Below are 15075 nucleotides of genomic sequence, written 5' to 3'. Positions count from 1 at the left end.
CTGGCTTAAGGGCTAAGCAGATCCGACAAGGCGTCGCCCAGCTCCTTGACGGCGCCCGTCACGCCTTCGGCGGCGCCTTCCGCGCCCACGCCGATAGCCCGGCCGAAGCCGCGCGCCACTTGCGCGGCAAATCCGCGCGTGACCGAGAACTTCGGGTTGTCCAGGCTGCCGCGCAACGCGAATTCAAACCGCAACGCGCCCGTCTTGTCTTTCATGGCAGCCAGCACCGCCTTGCGCGGCAAAGAAAACACGGACCCGTCGCCCGTGAACTTCAAGTCGCGCAGCGCCACCGTGCCGGACGCCCGCAGGTCACGCTTGGCGATGGCCGTGGTCATGTCCAGGTCCATCGCACCACCGGCCAGCGTGCCCGCGCCGTTCTCGGACAGGTACGGGGCGGCATGGCGAACGTCCATATTTCGCACCGCCACTTTCATGTTGGAATCCGTACTGCCCAGGGCCACCCAGCCCTGCGCGCGCACGGTGGATTCGCCGTTGCGGTTGTCTTGCACCACGCCACTGAATTCCAGGTCGCTATGCGAGCCGTCTCCCGGGATGGCGATCGGGTTCAAGCGCGCCTGAACATTCTTGAAGGCGATGCGGTGCGGCGGTTTGGAGACGACCGCATCCAGAAAATCCAGGCGCCCATCGCGCAAGACCAGATCCGCGATGCGTATCGGCATCGGCCCGCGCGTGCGGCTTTCGCCCGAATGCAAGGCCGTCTGCAAGGCCGGCGCAATCTGCATATCGTCACCGCTGCGCACCACCGCAAAGTCAAAGCCTTCGACCTCCACGGTATGGAATACCGCTTCATGGCGCAGAAAGGCCGTCCACTCCGGTTCCAGCGTCACGCGCGTGGCGCTGGCCTTGTTCTGGCCGGCCGCGCCCGGCACCACTACGTCGGTCAATACCACCTGCCGCAACCCCACGCTGATATCGCCCACCTGGCTGCGCGGGCCCAGCAGGCTGTAGATGCGCTGCTCGACCATGCGGGTTGCGGCAAACGCCAGTATCGCCACCAGGGCGACAAGCATCAGCAACACGGCCAGCGTGGTTCCCAAGGCCGATCGCCGGCGCGCAGCTGGGGCGGGAATACTCATGAAGGATCCTGTGTGGGCAAACGGGAGTGCGCGCGAACGCGGGCACGCAACCAAGGCATGGTCAAAGATACGGCGACATTATTCAATGGTCGAAATGGATGATGGCAGCAATCCCGGGTGCCAAGCAAATGGCCCCGGCCGCGCCGTTGTCGCTGGCGGGGCCGGGGCCGTCGGGAGTCGCGCTTGCCGTACTGGGTAATCAAGGCGCGGTCGAGACGCTAGCGCTGCGTCTTGTTTTGCTGTCCGGGATTCTGGCCTTGCTGGCTCTGGCCCTTGTCAATTTGCTGACCGGGCTGTTGACCCGATTGCTGGCCCGGCTGTTGACCCGGCTGCTGCTTGTCACGCGAATTTTCCTGGGCCTGTTGCTTCTGCGGCTGCTTCTGCTGGTCGGGCTGGTTCTGATTGGACATTTGCGTGTCTCCTTTAGGGCGGAACGATTCCGCAATACAGGACTAGCAACTAGCGTGCCCAAGCAAGACCCCGCGCCGAGCCCGGACGAAGATTTTTGATGACCCTGATTGATTTGCACGCGCCTGGGCAGGCGCAGCCACGGCTTCGGTAAGAATTACCGTCCGCGAAGGCTCATTGCGTGGTGACGCGCGCAAGAGCGGAGGGTTCGGCATCGGCGCCGTCAAAGGCTTCGATCCACGACGACGCGTAGCTGGCGGATGCGGCCAGCGGAGAGATCCCGTCGCGCTGGGTGCGCAGGCGCACCATCAGCTCGTCCAGCACCATGGGGCGGCCCAGCGCAAAGCCCTGGCCATAACGGCAGCCCGCCGCGCGCAAGGCCGGGATGTCCGCCACGTTCTCGACGCCTTCGGCCACCACGCGCCAACCCATGCGCGTGGCAAGCTCGGCGGCGGTGCGCAGCACCTCAAAGGCCACCGCGCTACGGCGCATGCGGGTCACGAAATACTGATCGATCTTGACTTCGGATAGCGGTATGGCGGACAGCAGCTTGAGCGACGCGTGGCCGGTGCCGAAATCGTCCAGGCTGACTTCGCAGCCGGCATCCTCAAGCTTCATCAATGACGCGCGCAGCACGTCCAGTTCCTTGATGGGCTGGTCTTCGGTAAGCTCGACCCGCACCAGCGAGGCCGGCAATTCTGCGGCCTGGATGCGGTTCAGAAGAAAGTCCACGCAGCGCTCGTCCGACAAGGTCGTGGCCGGCGCGTTGATCGCCAAGGGCACGGCAACGCCCATTCTGCGCATGGTCAGCAGCACATCGATGACGCGCAGGCACACGCGTTCGAACAGCTGCTTGTCCAGGCCCATGCGATTGACGGCGGGGATGAATTCGGCGGGCATGACGACGCCCAGCCGCGGATGTTGCCACCGCGCCAGCGCCTCGGCTGACACGATCTTGCCGGTCAGCAAATCCACCTGGGGCTGCAACAGCACGCGCAGCCCGTCCTTACCCGCAATCATGGCCGCGATTTCGTCATCGCTGACCACCGAGCCTGTGGAAGCCTCGTGATTCGGTGTCATGTCTATGCTCCTGGCGTGTTCCTGGATACCGCCTGCGCTGTCCGGGCGCAGATAGAACACATTGGGACATGAGTATTCACTGTTGGCTTGCCGCAATCGGGCGCGTTAAATTCCGCAGCGCGATCGCAACTGTTTTTTTATGCCATTTTGCGCAATTGTTCCAGGCAAATTTGCGACTATCTGGCATCCAATTCACATTTATGTAACCGTCCGTGTATGCCCGGGCCCTTGTCGACATGCTAGGGTTTGCATCCTTGGCCGGTTTGCCTTCCCCCTGCTGCGACTTCCCTTAGCGTGACAAAACTGCTTTCCCGTTGGCGCGCCTCGCTGCGCAATGTCCTGTGGCTGGACGCCCTGCAAGCCGCTGCGATCAGCGCGGCGCCCGTCATTCTTGCCGTGCTGGCGCACGAGCCCCGCCTGGGCTGGACGGCCATCGCCGCCTTCTGGGCCTGCTTCGGCGACCCCGGTGGCCCGCTGCGCCAGCGCGCCGGCTCGATGCTGGCCCTGGGGTTGGTCGGCGCCCTGTTCTGTTTTCTGGCCAGCGCCAGCGCGGGGCATCTGTGGCTGCTGCTGCCGCTGACCTTCCTGTGCTGCACGCTGGGCGGACTGTTGCGGGTGCTGGGGCCCGCCGCCGCCATCGTGGGCACCCTGTTATCGGCCGGCTTCGTGGTCGCGGCCGAACTGCCCGCGCCCACGCTGGCCGAAAGCCTGTCGTACACCCTGTTCTTCCTGGTCGGCGCCGTCTGGGCAATCTTGATGACGGCGCTGGTATGGCGGCGGCGTCCCTGGAAAGACGCAACGCACGCCGTCGCCCATTGCTATCGCGGCCTGGCCGACTTTGCCGATGCCCTGGCGCGCATGTATTCCGGCCTGACGCCCGCCGGCGGCCCGCAAGCCTGGACGGCCGTCACCAAGCCGCAACGCAGCGCGCAACGCGCTGCGCTGGAGGCCGCGCGCGTCCGCATACGCGAAGTGCAGGACGCGCGGCCCTCACGCCGTGCTCGCGCGCATCAACTGACGTATCTGCTGGACAGCGCCGAAGACAGCTTTATCGCGCTGGTGGCCGCCGCCGACCTGCTGGAATCCCACGCGCCCCGCTGGCTGGGGCGTAGCGCGGGCGCGCACCTGTCGCACGCCCTGCACCGCTACGCCAGCGTCTGCAACGCCATCGCCAGCACGTCCGATGTCAGCGACGCCAAGCAGGCCGAATGCCTGCGCGAACGCCTGGCGCATTTCGCGGGCGGCTTGCATGACCTGCGGGGCGGCGCCATGGCGTATGCGCCGGACCTGGCCTCCGTCGTCCCGGTGCTGGACCGCATGCTGCATACGGCCCAGTCCGTCATGCAGGCCATGTTCGACCAGGGCGATGCGCCCGCCGCGCCCGTTTCGTCACCCGGCATGGGCAGCCGGGCGCGCCAGGCCCTGCGTACGCTGCGCCAGAACATCGGCGTGGAATCGGACGCCTTTCGCCACGCCTGCCGGGTGGGCGTGGGCGCCACCATCGCGGTGGCCTTGTCCAAGACGTTTGCCGTCAATCACGGCTACTGGATGTCGTTGACGCTGGTTTTCATCCTGCAACCCTATTTCGCCACCACCTGGCAGCGCACGGTGGAACGGGTGATCGGCAGCGTGGCCGGCGCCATCGGCGCGTCGTTGCTGGGTTTGCTGCTCAGCACGCCGCTGTCCGTGGCCTTGGCCGTGCTGCCGATTGCGCTAGGCACGTTTGCTGCCCGCACCATCCATTACGCGCTGTTCACCTTCTTTTTGACGTCGCAATTCGTCCTGGTCAGCCATATTCAGCAGCCCGAAATCTACGAACCCATGCTGGCCGCGCTGCGCGCATTCAATAGTGTGCTGGGAGGCGTGCTGGCGCTGCTGGTGGGCTTTTTGGTGTGGCCGGAAAAAGAGCCGCGCCAGTTGGCCGATGCGCTGACACGCGCGCTGGAGCGGCACGCGGCGTACGCGCTGGCGCTGCTGCGCCAAAAAAGCAACGCGCCGTCGGCGCCCGCGCAGGCGGACATCGTGGGGCTGCGGCGCCTGGCCTGCCTGTCGGCCGACAACGCCGAAGCGTCGTTGCAGCGCTTGCAACAGAACCCGGTGCATCGGGACCGCAAGGTCGACACCGCCGTGAACCTGTTGAACGCCATGCGCCGCATCACGGCCGCCGGCACCGTATTGGAAATTCAAGCTGCCCTGCCCCGTGACGCGCCGGCAGCCGCCTCGGCGCTGCAAGACTATGCGCGCGTCCTGGCGCACGCCTTGCATCCGCAGGACGAAGCGCCGGGCGTGACCCCCCGCCAACTCGCGGTGCCTGCCGCCATCACGGCGGCGGACCCCGCGCTGGCCGGCCCGCTGGACCGCATCGCGCAGCAAGCGCGCCAGGTGCGCCAGCTGCGCGATCGCATCGAAAAGGAATCAACGGCGTGACGCCCGCTTGCGTCGAAGGCGGAAGACTGCCCACGGCTTGATGCACGTCAATAGCAAGGCGGCAAGAAAGCGCAACCATGAAGACATGGGACGCTTATCAAGGAGACCCGCCATGTATCGCCGCATTTCTGTTCACCTGGACCACGGTTTCGACTGCAAACGCCGCACCGACCTGGCGCTGTCGCTGGCGCGCCGCCACCAGGCGGAGCTGGTGGGTATTTATGCCAGCGCCGCGCCGCCGCAGTATTACTACGGCGAATCGGTGCTGATGTCTCGCACGCTGGACGTCATGAAGCAGTTGCAGGCGCAGAATCGCGACGTGGTGGAAAGCGCCTTCCTGGCCAGCGCTGCCGCGTCGGATGTTGCCGCCGTCGTCCGCGCGGGCGATGCCGCGCCCAGCGCAACCGTCGCGTTGCATGCGCGCACCAGCGACCTGGTCATCGTCAGCCAATTCAACCCTGACGATATCGAAGCCGCGCACGAAACCGAGTTCGTCGAACAGATGTTGCTGACCACGGGCCGACCCGTGCTGGTGCTGCCCTCAAGCGGGGAATTCAGCGCCGTCGGCAAGCGCGTGCTGGTTTGCTGGGACGGCAGCCGCGAAGCGGCGCGCGCCTTGGCCGACGCCACGCCCATCTTGCGCCAGGCGGCCAGCCTGGTGGTGCTGACCATGGACGAAGGCACGGCGCCGTCCAAGGCCGGTGTCGTTGATTTCAACGACCTGGCCACCTACTGCGTGGCGCACGGCATGCCGGCACCCAGCCACGTGCGCCGCGATATCAAGGGCGTAGGCGTGGGCAGCACCATCCTGAACGCCGCCGCCGACCACAGCGCCGACCTGATCGTGATGGGCGCCTACGGCCACAGCAAGTTCCGCGAATGGGCCATGGGCGGCGCCACCGCCTCAATCCTCAAGAGCATGACCGTGCCCATCATGTTCTCGCACTAGGCGCGGACCGCGGCAAGCGCAGACCGCAAAGACGCTCAGGCCGCTTGGGCTTGCGCGTCCAGGACGGGCGTCAGCACGGGCTGACCGGCAAAATGCGCCGTGGCGTTTTTCAGGAACAGCGCCACGGTGGCCGCCACCGCTTCGGGCGACCGCCCGGCGCTGTGCGGCGTCAGCACCACGTTATCCAGCTTCAACAGCGCCGGTGGGACTTGCGGCTCGCCGTCCACCACGTCCAGCCCCGCTCCCGCGATGCCGCCGTCGGACAGCGCCGAGATCAGCGCGTTCGTGTCCACAACGCTGCCACGCGCGATATTGATCAGGTAGCCATTCGGCCCCAGGGCTTGCAGCACTTGCGCGTCCACCAGGTGCCGCGTGCCGACTCCGCCGGGCGTGGCGATGACCAGGAAGTCGGACGCCGCCGCCAGGTCGCGCGGGTTATCGAAATAGGTGTAGCCCGTTTCCGGACGCGCGCGCCGGTTGAAATAGGCGACCCGCATCCCAAAGCCGTTCGCGCCGCGCCGCGCGATTTCCAGGCCGATGGTGCCCAAGCCCAGGATGCCCAGGCGCTTGCCCGTCACTTGCGGGCCCATGAAGCCGCTCCAGTGACCTTGACGCACCCACGCGTCGGCCTGTGGCAGGTGGCGCGCCACGCCCAGCAGCAGCGCCATGGCGTGGTCGGCCACCGACACGGCGTTGGCGCCGGGGCCATTGGTCACGATGATGCCGCGCGCATGGGCGGCGGCCAAATCAATATTTTCATAGCCGACCCCCAGCGAGCAGACCAGTTCCAGCGTGGGCATGGCCGCCATTTCGTCGGCCCGCAAACCCGTGGCGCCCCGTGTCAGGACGACGCGAATGTCCTGGCCGTGTTGGGCGATGGCGTCAGCGCGCGTCTGCGCGGTGGGGGCATAGACGGGCTGAAAGCCGCGCGCCTGGATCTCGGGCAGGTAGTCCTGCACGCTGTCGATCAAAATAAGCAAGGGGATGGTCATGTTGGCAATGCCGGGTGGCGAGGTCTTGGAGGGACAGGCATAGAAAGGCGGGCAAATCTTACGCCTCGCGTTGCGCTCGCGCCACCCGCCGTCCAGCCCTTGGCCACGCTGAAACGCAATGGCCCGGGGCAGCGATGCCGCCCCGGGCCACGTTGCAAGACCGTCATGTCCGAAGGCTTACCTTCGGCCGCGTCCAGCCCGGGCCTTGAAAGCCCGTAGCGTCAGGTTCGGACCGTTATATCCGTCCCATCAACAGCATCACGATCAGCACGATCACGACAATGCCGAGCAGGCCGCTGGGGTAATAGCCCCAGCTTCGGCTGTGCGGCCACGCGGGCACGGCACCGATAAGCAGCAAGATCAGAATGATCAGCAGGATGGTCGACATAATGACTCCTCGTCGTTATTGATTTGCGTTGTTCTGGGGGGCAACCGGCATCAGCGCTGGGGCGGCTCGATTTCTTTGACGGGCGGCGACAGCGGCGGCAAGTCGACCTCCGGCTGATCGGTGTCGGGGTCCACCGGCAAGTCTCCCGGCGGCGACCCGGGCGGAATGGGCTCCGGCTTGGGCGGCACGTGTAGATGCTGTGTGGCTTGCATGGCACTCTCCTGTAGGGACCGCTGCGCCACGCGCTTTGCTGCGCGCTGTGCAACGATCGATTCGCAGACGGTTGTCGCTGGCCCCTGTTCAGCAAGCGCCGTGCCCAAACCGCAACATGGCCGCAAGATGGCGGCTTGATGGCCGCTTGATCGGCGGGCACGGCATTTGCTCGGGGACGCGCGTAAGGTTCCGGAGACAGCATGGACACCCGCAGCAATACGCTTGCCGAGCCGGCCCCCGGCGCCGGCGATCCCCCCTTGATCTACGTGGACGACACCCAGCCCGGCTACCGGCGGGTACGCGTTAACGGCAGCACCTTTCATTACCTTGATACCGACGGCAAGCGCATCACGGATGAGGCCGAGATAAAGCGCATCCACAAGCTGGTGATTCCGCCCGCATACGAGGATGTGTGGATTTGCCCCCTGCCCCATGGGCACTTGCAGGCCACCGGGCGCGATGCCCGCGGCCGCAAGCAGTACCGCTATCACCCCTCTTGGGCGGCGCTGCGCGATGCGGGCAAATACCAGAACCTGCTTGCCTTCGGCCAGGCGCTGCCGCGCATCCGCCGACGCGTGGCGCGCGACATGAAGGAACGCGGCCTGACGCAGAACAAGGTCATCGCCACCTTGGTGCGTTTGTTGGAAACCACGCTGATACGCATCGGCGCCCGGGAATACGCGCGGTCAAACAAGTCTTATGGCTTGACCACGCTGACACGCCGCCACGCTACCGTGGCTGGCAGCAGCTTTCGTTTTCGATTCGTGGGTAAAAGCGGCGTGCCGCACGACGTGACGGTACGCGACCGCCGCGTGGCGCGCATCATCAAGCGCTGCATGGAGATTCCTGGCCAGCAGCTGTTCCAGTATCTGGATGAGGACGGGGCCAAGCACCCCGTGGATTCCGGCGCGGTGAATGCGTATCTGCGCCAAGCGGGCGAAGGCGACTTTACCGCCAAGCACTACCGAACATGGGCGGGGTCCGCGATGGCCTACGCGGCCTTGCAGGCGCACCCTTTCGACACGGCGACGCAGGCGCGGCAAACAGTTGCCGAGGTCATCAAGCAGGTATCGAAGCGGCTGGCCAACACGCCCGCCGTGTGCCGCGCCTGCTACGTGCACCCTGCGTTACTTGAGGCCTATCTGGAAGGCCGGCTGCCGCCCAAGTCGCGCGCACCCGACGGGCCGCGTGGGCTGCATGCGGATGAGCGGCGCCTGCTGGAATTCTTGCGCAAGCTGCCGCCCATCGACGCGCCCGCGCCGCCCATGCCTTCAGAAGAGGTGTGAGCGTGCGTTCTTCGCGCGCGGTTGCGGGGCGTCGCCATCCGCCCAGTTGGACTCGGTCTGGTTATCGACCACGGCACGCTTGTCGCGAGCGGCCTCGTCAGGCGTCGAGGCGTCTGGTTTCACCGGTTGTTTCGGCACATCGACGGGTCCGCGCGGCGGCAGTATCTTTGCGGTGTCCTGGGGGGCGTCCGCCTTGCGCGCAGAAGGGCCGGACGCCGCGGTTGCGGGTTTCGAAACGGATCGGGATTTCATGACTTCCTCCTGTCTGGGTTCGAGCTTTCATGCTACGGCCGCGCGCCGCCAGAAGGCACTGACAGTATCTTCAAATTGCAAGCGGATGTGCCCGGGCGGGCGCGACCGCGCCTTTGTCAACCGCCACGGGCACTCACAAGGAGATGCAATGCGAGACCCAAACTTCGAGCAATGTGTGCAAGCCTGCTATGAATGCGCGGTGGCTTGCGACCAGTGCGCCGCGGCCAGCCTGGAGACCAATGCCACGCGCATGAAGCGCTGCATCGCTCTGGCAACCGACTGCGCCGGGGTGTGTCGCTTGTGCGCCGCGATGCTGGCGCGCAACGGCGAATTTTCTACCGCGCTTTGTACGTTGTGCGCTTTGGTTTGCGACGCTTGCGCCCGCGCATGCGCGCCTTACCAAGACATGGAGCACTGCCAGATCTGCGCCGGCGCCTGCCTGGCGTGCACGCTGGCTTGTCAGGACATGCTCGAAGCTTGACGGCTTTGACACGCCACGGGGCCGCACGGGCAGGCCTCGGAACCGGCGCCCTTTTTTGCCCGACCGCAAGGAGCTTTTCGATGGCCTCTACGAATACCCCTTTGCCTTCCGATTTTCCCGAGAACGGCCCGGACGATCGTGGAACGCGCAGACGCGCGCGCCATCCGGAAAGTTGGATCGACGAAATCGAAGCCACCTTGCGCGACGCCGACCCGGGCGATCTGGACGCGCTGAAGGCGCGCCTGTCGGATCAGCTGAACGCCACGCGACGCAGCCTGCGCGATGCCTCGGATAATGCGGGGGATTTGATGCGGGAAACGCTGGACTGCACGGAAGAATATATCCACGCGCGCCCGTGGCAAGCCATCGGGCTGGTGGCTGGCGCGGCGTTCCTTTTCGGCGTCATTGTGGGACGCCAGTAACCGCCGCGCCAACAGGGCTCAGGCCGGGCATCAGCCCGGCTTTTGGGCCTTGTCCTTGGCGTCGCCGTAAGCGGCCTGCGTCTTGCCGGCCACCTTTTGCGCCGTGCCTTTGAGCTCGGTGGACGTGCTGCCGGTCGCTTTTCCAGCCACTTCCTTTACCTTGCCGGTGGCCTCTTCGACTCTGCCCTTTACCTGGTCCTTGTTCATGGCTCTCTCGCTTTCATCATGTTGATGGATGCCCGACGCCACGGTTGACATCGGTGCCTGTTTCTACGCAAGCGCCGTGCCCAAACGGTTGGGCGCAGCAACAGGAACAGGGTTTGCTCCTGCTGGGGCCAGGCGTGGATTTTCGCGCCGACACCCTGACAGGAGCCCAGCCATGAGCAAACCCTCGACCCCGCCCCAAACGGGCGACCGCCCGCACCCCACACCGCCCATGCCGGGCCAGCATCTGGAAAAGCCCGGCAATGAAGCCGACATGGTGCTCAAGCCCCAATATCAGGCGCCCGGTTACGAAGGCAGCGGCAAACTCAAAGACATGGTCGCCCTTGTCACGGGCGGCGACTCCGGCATCGGCCGAGCCGTGTGCGTGCTATTCGCGCGCGAAGGCGCGGACGTGGCTGTGGTGTATCTGGATGAACACGAAGATGCAGAGGAAACCCGGCGCGTCGTCGAAGCCGAAGGCCGGCGTTGCGTATTGATTCCGGGCGACGTGAAGGACGGCGGCTTTTGCAAAAGCGCCGTGGAGCAGACCGTGAAGGAATTCGGCAAGCTCGACATCCTGGTCAACAACGCGGCGTATCAGCAGCACATTGCATCGCTGACCGACATCAGCGACGAGCAATGGGAAAAAACGCTGACCACCAATATCACCGGCTATTTCCGCATGGCGCGGGCGGCGCTGCCACATCTGAAGACCGGCGCGTCGATCATCAACACGGGTTCCGTGACCGGCTTGCAAGGCAGCGCCAAGCTACTGGATTATTCGTCAACCAAGGGCGCCATCCACGCCTTTACGCGGTCGCTGGCCGCCAACCTGGCTTCCCAGGGCATCCGCGTGAACGCCGTGGCACCCGGCCCGGTATGGACGCCGCTGAACCCGGCGGACCAGAGCCCCGAGGCCATCAAGGAGTTTGGCCAGAAGACTGATCTTGGCCGCCCGGCGCAGCCCGAGGAAATTGCGCCGGCCTATGTGTTCCTGGCGGCGCCCGTGTGCGCCAGCTACATCACCGGCATCGTGCTGCCCATAACGGGCAGCGCCGGCGACTGAAACGGGGCTCGGGCAAATGCCGCGGGCTGCCCTGGGGCGGCCCGCGGCGTCTGGGTCCAAGTACAGAGAAACATCACGGCGTGGGCGACGGCGCCTCGACGGTTTGCGGCGGCGTGAGCGGGTCGAAGTCCTGCCATTTGCCGTCGCGCCACCGGCCCTGAGCGCGCTCGATATCCTGCCCACCGGACTCGCGCAGCACCCGACGCGCCACCGATTCCTTTTCAGCGGTCACATGCAACGCCAGCATCACACCGGCCATCCGCACCACCGGATGCGATTCCTGCACGACAGGCGTGCTGGGCGTCTTGCGGCGGCCCCGGCCAACGATCCACATGGCGCCAGCCAGCGCGCCGATATAAGCGCCGACACCGGCCGCCGCGATGATGATCAGCACCGGCGCGGACATCTGCGCGGCGATCATGCCACCCACCAGGGCAAACACCAGCCCCAGCGCCGATGCGCCGGCCATCGCGCCCAGGTGGCCTCCCTTGGCGTCGGGGTCGGCCGCCCGGTCCCCGCCAAGCGGATAGCGCGAATGGCCGCCTGCGGAATTGATATAGAACGTATGGACGTCGTCTTCCGTAAAGCCTTCTTTGAAGAGGTTCTGCGTGGCGACGGAGGCTTGGTCAAAGGTCTGGAATCTGGCGGCAACGATCAAGGACATAGCGTTCTCCCGTATGCGTACGCCGCTTGCCCAGCAACTGGCATACCCGACGCGGTCCGGCACGGCACTTGCGGGGTCGCCCGAAGCGCGGCGTTGCCACGCGGCTTCGCTATCGCTTGTTCAAGACCTACCGGAGACCGTCATGCCCCCTACCCCTGACATCCAATACCCCGACAATAGCGGCCGCCCCAACGTCGGACCCAGCGACACCTCGGACTCTGCCAGCGACGTGCCGCCGGGCCTGGCGCAAACCGATAGCGACTCGCAATCGACCGGCGACCGCGAAAGCGTGGACCCGGACTTGCTGGACGATGATGTGGACGGCGATGACATCGCGCCGGATCACGTGACCGACGCCGACGACGCGGGCGTTTCGCGCTCGCCACCCGACCCGGTCCGCAACGGAGGTTGACCTCGGGGCAGCATCCACGCGCTGCGGGCGGCCTTTGCCCGCAGCCTTCCCTTACCGGAGCATGCGCACCATGGATATGTCGGGCCAGAGTGAAGATATTTCCGCAGGTGAAGAAGAAATTGCCGCGCGACCCGCAGGGCGGCAGCGCGACTTGTCGCTGCTGGATTGGGCAGCGCTGATCGCAGTGGTGGCCGGCGGATTGAACTGCGGCCTGATCGCGGCGGTGAACCTGGATGTGATCGCCCGCGTCATTCCCAACGCCGCCGTTACGCGGGGCATTCAAGGCATCATCGGACTGGCCGCGCTGCATTGCGTGGTGATGCTGTTCCGCTGGGGCGACGAAGCGGGCGAGCCTGGAGAGCCGGGCTAAGCCCGGCTTTTTTCAGTTGCCGGGCGGACGCTGGCCCGGGTACTGGCCCCCTTCCTCGAATTCCGCGCCCTTGGTGTTGGGCTTCTTGTCGGCCGGCCGCTTGGCGGGCTGACGCTCTTTGCCAAAGCCCGGCTTATCCGCACCGAATTGACCGCTGTCGTGGGCGGCTTCGGTATTGTCCTTGGGCTGGTTGGCCTGGGATTTTCCGGTGTCCGAGCCGGCGGCCGGGTTGTCCTGCTTCATGTTGTTGTTCGTCATTTGTTTCTCCGCTATGACATGGGGGATATCGCCAGCCCCCGCGCAAGTGGCGTGCCTGGCAGGCCGGGAACGGCACTTGCTCTAGGGTCCGTAGGTCCGCCAAGTGTGGACCCTTACCCAAAGGAGTCAGTCATGAATCTGTCCAGAACCGTTTGCCCCGCTATCGCCTTGTGCCTGTCCGCCGTCGCCTTCCAGGCCTCCGCGCAAACCACCCAAGGCAGCTCTGCGCCCTTGCGCACGAACGATCAGATCGACAGCCAATACAAGATGGACAAAAAGGCTTGCGACGCGATGAAGGGCAACCAGAAGGACGTATGCGAGAAGCAGGCGGAAGCCAACCGCGACAAGGCCCGCGCCGACGCCAAGGCCGGCAAGGAAAAGGCCGAGGCCAACCATGATGCGGCAAAGGCCAAGAGCGACGCCGATTACAAGGTGGGCAAGGAAAAATGCGATGCCATGTCGGGCAACGCCAAGGACGCTTGCATGGCGGATCTGAAGACCCGCCACAACAAGTAAACCGCTAGTCGGTCAGGCTGCGTCCCTGGAATCGCGCTGGCCGGCGTTTTCGCCGGGCAGCGCGAAACCGGCCGCGGCATATTCTTCAAGCCGGTTGTAAAGCGTCTTGGGGCTGATGCCCAGCATCATCGCGGCTTGCTTCTTGACGCCGTTGCAGCGTTCAAGCGTCGCGAGGATCAGGCGGCGATCCGCCTCGGCCAGCGTTTCGCCCACGGGCACGCTGACTTCTCCGCCCACGGGTTCACCCGCCGGCGACACGTGCGGGGCCAGCATGTCCACCCCCAGCACATCCCCATCAGCCATGATGAAAGCACGGCGCACGAAGTTCTTCAGCTCGCGCACGTTGCCGGGCCATTCATACTGTTTGAGTATTTCGGACGCCTCGGGCGAGAAGTATTTGTTCCTGCCGGACTCCTGGTTCTGCGCTTGCAGAAAGCGGCGGGCCAGCAGCAGGATGTCGTCGCCCCGCTCGCGCAGCGGCGGTAGTTCGATCGGGAATACGCTAAGCCGGTAATACAAGTCTTCGCGCAGCTTGCCTTCTTGCACCGCCTGTTCGGGATTGCGGTTCGTGGCCGCAACGATGCGGATGTCGCAACTGATCTCGCGGTTGGTGCCCACGCGCATGAACTGCCCGGTCTCAAGCACGCGTAGCAGCTTGACTTGAAGGTCCAGCGGCATTTCCGTCACTTCGTCCAGGAACAGCGTGCCGCCGTCGGCCCGTTCGAAATAACCCTTGTGCTGGCGGTCGGCGCCGGTAAAGCTGCCGCGCTCGTGGCCGAACATTTCGCTTTCGATCAGGTTGGGCGAAATCGCCCCACAGTTCACCGCAATGAAGGGGCGCTGGCGGCGCGCGCTGAGTTCGTGGATGGCGTGCGCGGCCAGCTCTTTGCCGGTGCCGCTTTCGCCGATCAGCAGCGTCGTCACGTTGGTGGGCGCGACCCGGCCAATCTGATGGTATAGCTGCACCATGCGTTCCGACTCGCCGTACAGCTTGCCGAACCGGCCGGGCTCTTCGAACGGCATGCCGGGCAATTCGCCACCCGCGTTCGTAACCACCCGCGTCAGAATTTCGTTCAGCCGTTCCATGCAGATCGGCTTGACGAGAAAATCGCTGGCGCCCAGGCGCAATGCCTGGACCGCGTAATCCACCGTGCCGTGCCCCGTCATCACGACGACTTCGGCGCTGGCCACGGCCGCATTCTTAAAGATGTCCATGCCATTGCCACCGGGCAAGCGGACATCGGTCAACACCAGATCCGGCGCTTGCCGTTCGAGCTGTATCAGCGCATCTTTCACGCTTCCTGCCACTGCCACCGAAAAGCCGCTGTCGCGACCCATTTCGGCCAGTGTTTCCCGTATCGCGTCGTCGTCATCGACGACAAGCAGATGAGGCATGAGTTCTCCTGTTGCCAGTGCGCGGTCTATCCATCAGTGCGCGCGTTTATCACTGTGAGGATAGACACTCTGGAGCCATAATGCGTAAATAATAGATACTGTCCACTAAAGTTTTCGAATACTTGCAACTGGTCGCAGTCGGGCTACAAACGTACCACTACGATTGTGCTGTCGCGTTAGGCCCCGGCGGCCCGA

At 65.1% G+C, this 15075-nt stretch carries 20 protein-coding genes; 10 read left to right on the top strand and 10 right to left on the bottom strand.

Annotated features, from left to right (window positions below; translation table 11 throughout):
* Positions 1 to 5 precede the first annotated feature (5 nt).
* Positions 6 to 1097, bottom strand: coding sequence for a DUF748 domain-containing protein (locus V6F88_RS04405; protein ID WP_332608138.1), 1092 nt, complete (start codon positions 1095 to 1097; stop codon positions 6 to 8).
* Between the two features lie 98 nt (positions 1098 to 1195).
* Between V6F88_RS04405 and V6F88_RS04400 the strand changes: the two genes are divergently transcribed.
* On the top strand, positions 1196 to 1606 hold the full coding sequence (locus tag V6F88_RS04400; protein WP_332608137.1) for a hypothetical protein: 411 nt from the start codon (positions 1196 to 1198) through the stop codon (positions 1604 to 1606).
* Positions 1607 to 1679: 73 nt separating this feature from the next.
* On the opposite strand, the gene V6F88_RS04395 is transcribed toward V6F88_RS04400, so the two are convergent.
* A complete protein-coding gene (locus tag V6F88_RS04395) occupies positions 1680 to 2585 on the bottom strand; it encodes an EAL domain-containing protein (RefSeq protein ID WP_332608136.1) in 906 nt (301 codons plus the stop codon).
* Positions 2586 to 2879: 294 nt separating this feature from the next.
* Here V6F88_RS04395 and V6F88_RS04390 point away from each other — a divergent pair, with 294 nt between their 5' ends.
* Entirely contained in the window at positions 2880 to 5012 is a 2133-nt protein-coding gene (locus V6F88_RS04390; RefSeq protein ID WP_332608135.1) for an FUSC family protein, read from the top strand.
* A 112-nt stretch (positions 5013 to 5124) separates the two neighbouring features.
* Positions 5125 to 5961: a universal stress protein gene (locus V6F88_RS04385; protein ID WP_332608134.1), complete on the top strand. Its 837-nt coding sequence runs from the start codon at positions 5125 to 5127 to the stop codon at positions 5959 to 5961.
* Between the two features lie 35 nt (positions 5962 to 5996).
* On the opposite strand, the gene V6F88_RS04380 is transcribed toward V6F88_RS04385, so the two are convergent.
* The 3 genes from V6F88_RS04380 to V6F88_RS04370 all read right to left on the bottom strand — a co-directional run bounded on the left by V6F88_RS04380 (position 5997) and on the right by V6F88_RS04370 (position 7553).
* A complete protein-coding gene (locus V6F88_RS04380; RefSeq protein ID WP_332608133.1) occupies positions 5997 to 6953 on the bottom strand; it encodes a 2-hydroxyacid dehydrogenase in 957 nt (318 codons plus the stop codon).
* Positions 6954 to 7188: 235 nt separating this feature from the next.
* Positions 7189 to 7341, bottom strand: coding sequence for a DUF3309 domain-containing protein (locus tag V6F88_RS04375; protein ID WP_006219570.1), 153 nt, complete (start codon positions 7339 to 7341; stop codon positions 7189 to 7191).
* 50 nt (positions 7342 to 7391) lie between these two features.
* Positions 7392 to 7553, bottom strand: coding sequence for a hypothetical protein (locus tag V6F88_RS04370; RefSeq protein WP_162941210.1), 162 nt, complete (start codon positions 7551 to 7553; stop codon positions 7392 to 7394).
* A gap of 201 nt (positions 7554 to 7754) precedes the next feature.
* Here V6F88_RS04370 and V6F88_RS04365 point away from each other — a divergent pair, with 201 nt between their 5' ends.
* The gene (locus V6F88_RS04365; protein ID WP_332608132.1) at positions 7755 to 8840 is read left to right on the top strand and encodes a DNA topoisomerase IB; all 1086 of its coding nucleotides are present in this window, start codon (positions 7755 to 7757) and stop codon (positions 8838 to 8840) included.
* Here the strand turns inward: V6F88_RS04365 and V6F88_RS04360 are convergent.
* On the bottom strand, positions 8826 to 9092 hold the full coding sequence (locus V6F88_RS04360; RefSeq protein WP_332608131.1) for a hypothetical protein: 267 nt from the start codon (positions 9090 to 9092) through the stop codon (positions 8826 to 8828). The genes V6F88_RS04365 and V6F88_RS04360 overlap by 15 nt on opposite strands.
* Before the next feature lie 148 nt (positions 9093 to 9240).
* Here V6F88_RS04360 and V6F88_RS04355 point away from each other — a divergent pair, with 148 nt between their 5' ends.
* Together V6F88_RS04355 and V6F88_RS04350 are read left to right on the top strand one after the other, a co-directional pair.
* Positions 9241 to 9573 (top strand): four-helix bundle copper-binding protein, encoded by a 333-nt coding sequence (locus tag V6F88_RS04355; RefSeq protein ID WP_332608130.1) that lies wholly within the window; start codon positions 9241 to 9243, stop codon positions 9571 to 9573.
* A gap of 80 nt (positions 9574 to 9653) precedes the next feature.
* Positions 9654 to 9995 (top strand): DUF883 family protein, encoded by a 342-nt coding sequence (locus tag V6F88_RS04350; RefSeq protein ID WP_046807596.1) that lies wholly within the window; start codon positions 9654 to 9656, stop codon positions 9993 to 9995.
* Between the two features lie 30 nt (positions 9996 to 10025).
* On the opposite strand, the gene V6F88_RS04345 is transcribed toward V6F88_RS04350, so the two are convergent.
* A complete protein-coding gene (locus V6F88_RS04345; protein ID WP_332608129.1) occupies positions 10026 to 10202 on the bottom strand; it encodes a CsbD family protein in 177 nt (58 codons plus the stop codon).
* 172 nt (positions 10203 to 10374) lie between these two features.
* Between V6F88_RS04345 and V6F88_RS04340 the strand changes: the two genes are divergently transcribed.
* On the top strand, positions 10375 to 11265 hold the full coding sequence (locus V6F88_RS04340) for an SDR family oxidoreductase (RefSeq protein WP_332608128.1): 891 nt from the start codon (positions 10375 to 10377) through the stop codon (positions 11263 to 11265).
* Positions 11266 to 11338: 73 nt separating this feature from the next.
* Here the strand turns inward: V6F88_RS04340 and V6F88_RS04335 are convergent, their stop codons facing one another.
* The gene (locus tag V6F88_RS04335) at positions 11339 to 11929 is read right to left on the bottom strand and encodes a hypothetical protein (RefSeq protein WP_332608127.1); all 591 of its coding nucleotides are present in this window, start codon (positions 11927 to 11929) and stop codon (positions 11339 to 11341) included.
* 142 nt (positions 11930 to 12071) lie between these two features.
* On the opposite strand from V6F88_RS04335, the gene V6F88_RS04330 reads away from it, so the two are divergent.
* Positions 12072 to 12341 (top strand): hypothetical protein, encoded by a 270-nt coding sequence (locus tag V6F88_RS04330; protein ID WP_332608126.1) that lies wholly within the window; start codon positions 12072 to 12074, stop codon positions 12339 to 12341.
* A gap of 61 nt (positions 12342 to 12402) precedes the next feature.
* The gene (locus tag V6F88_RS04325; protein ID WP_332608125.1) at positions 12403 to 12711 is read left to right on the top strand and encodes a DUF378 domain-containing protein; all 309 of its coding nucleotides are present in this window, start codon (positions 12403 to 12405) and stop codon (positions 12709 to 12711) included.
* A gap of 12 nt (positions 12712 to 12723) precedes the next feature.
* Here V6F88_RS04325 and V6F88_RS04320 read toward each other — a convergent pair whose 3' ends face one another.
* On the bottom strand, positions 12724 to 12969 hold the full coding sequence (locus V6F88_RS04320) for a hypothetical protein (protein WP_332608124.1): 246 nt from the start codon (positions 12967 to 12969) through the stop codon (positions 12724 to 12726).
* Positions 12970 to 13101: 132 nt separating this feature from the next.
* Here V6F88_RS04320 and V6F88_RS04315 point away from each other — a divergent pair, with 132 nt between their 5' ends.
* A complete protein-coding gene (locus V6F88_RS04315) occupies positions 13102 to 13485 on the top strand; it encodes a hypothetical protein (RefSeq protein WP_332608123.1) in 384 nt (127 codons plus the stop codon).
* A 12-nt stretch (positions 13486 to 13497) separates the two neighbouring features.
* Here the strand turns inward: V6F88_RS04315 and V6F88_RS04310 are convergent, their stop codons facing one another.
* Positions 13498 to 14880, bottom strand: a complete 1383-nt coding sequence (locus V6F88_RS04310) for a sigma-54-dependent transcriptional regulator (RefSeq protein ID WP_332608122.1) — start codon at positions 14878 to 14880, stop codon at positions 13498 to 13500.
* Positions 14881 to 15075 lie beyond the last annotated feature (195 nt).

This window comes from Achromobacter sp. ESBL13, from assembly GCF_036668755.1.
Lineage (GTDB): Bacteria > Pseudomonadota > Gammaproteobacteria > Burkholderiales > Burkholderiaceae_B > Achromobacter.
This window is presented reverse-complemented; position numbering and strand designations above follow the sequence as displayed.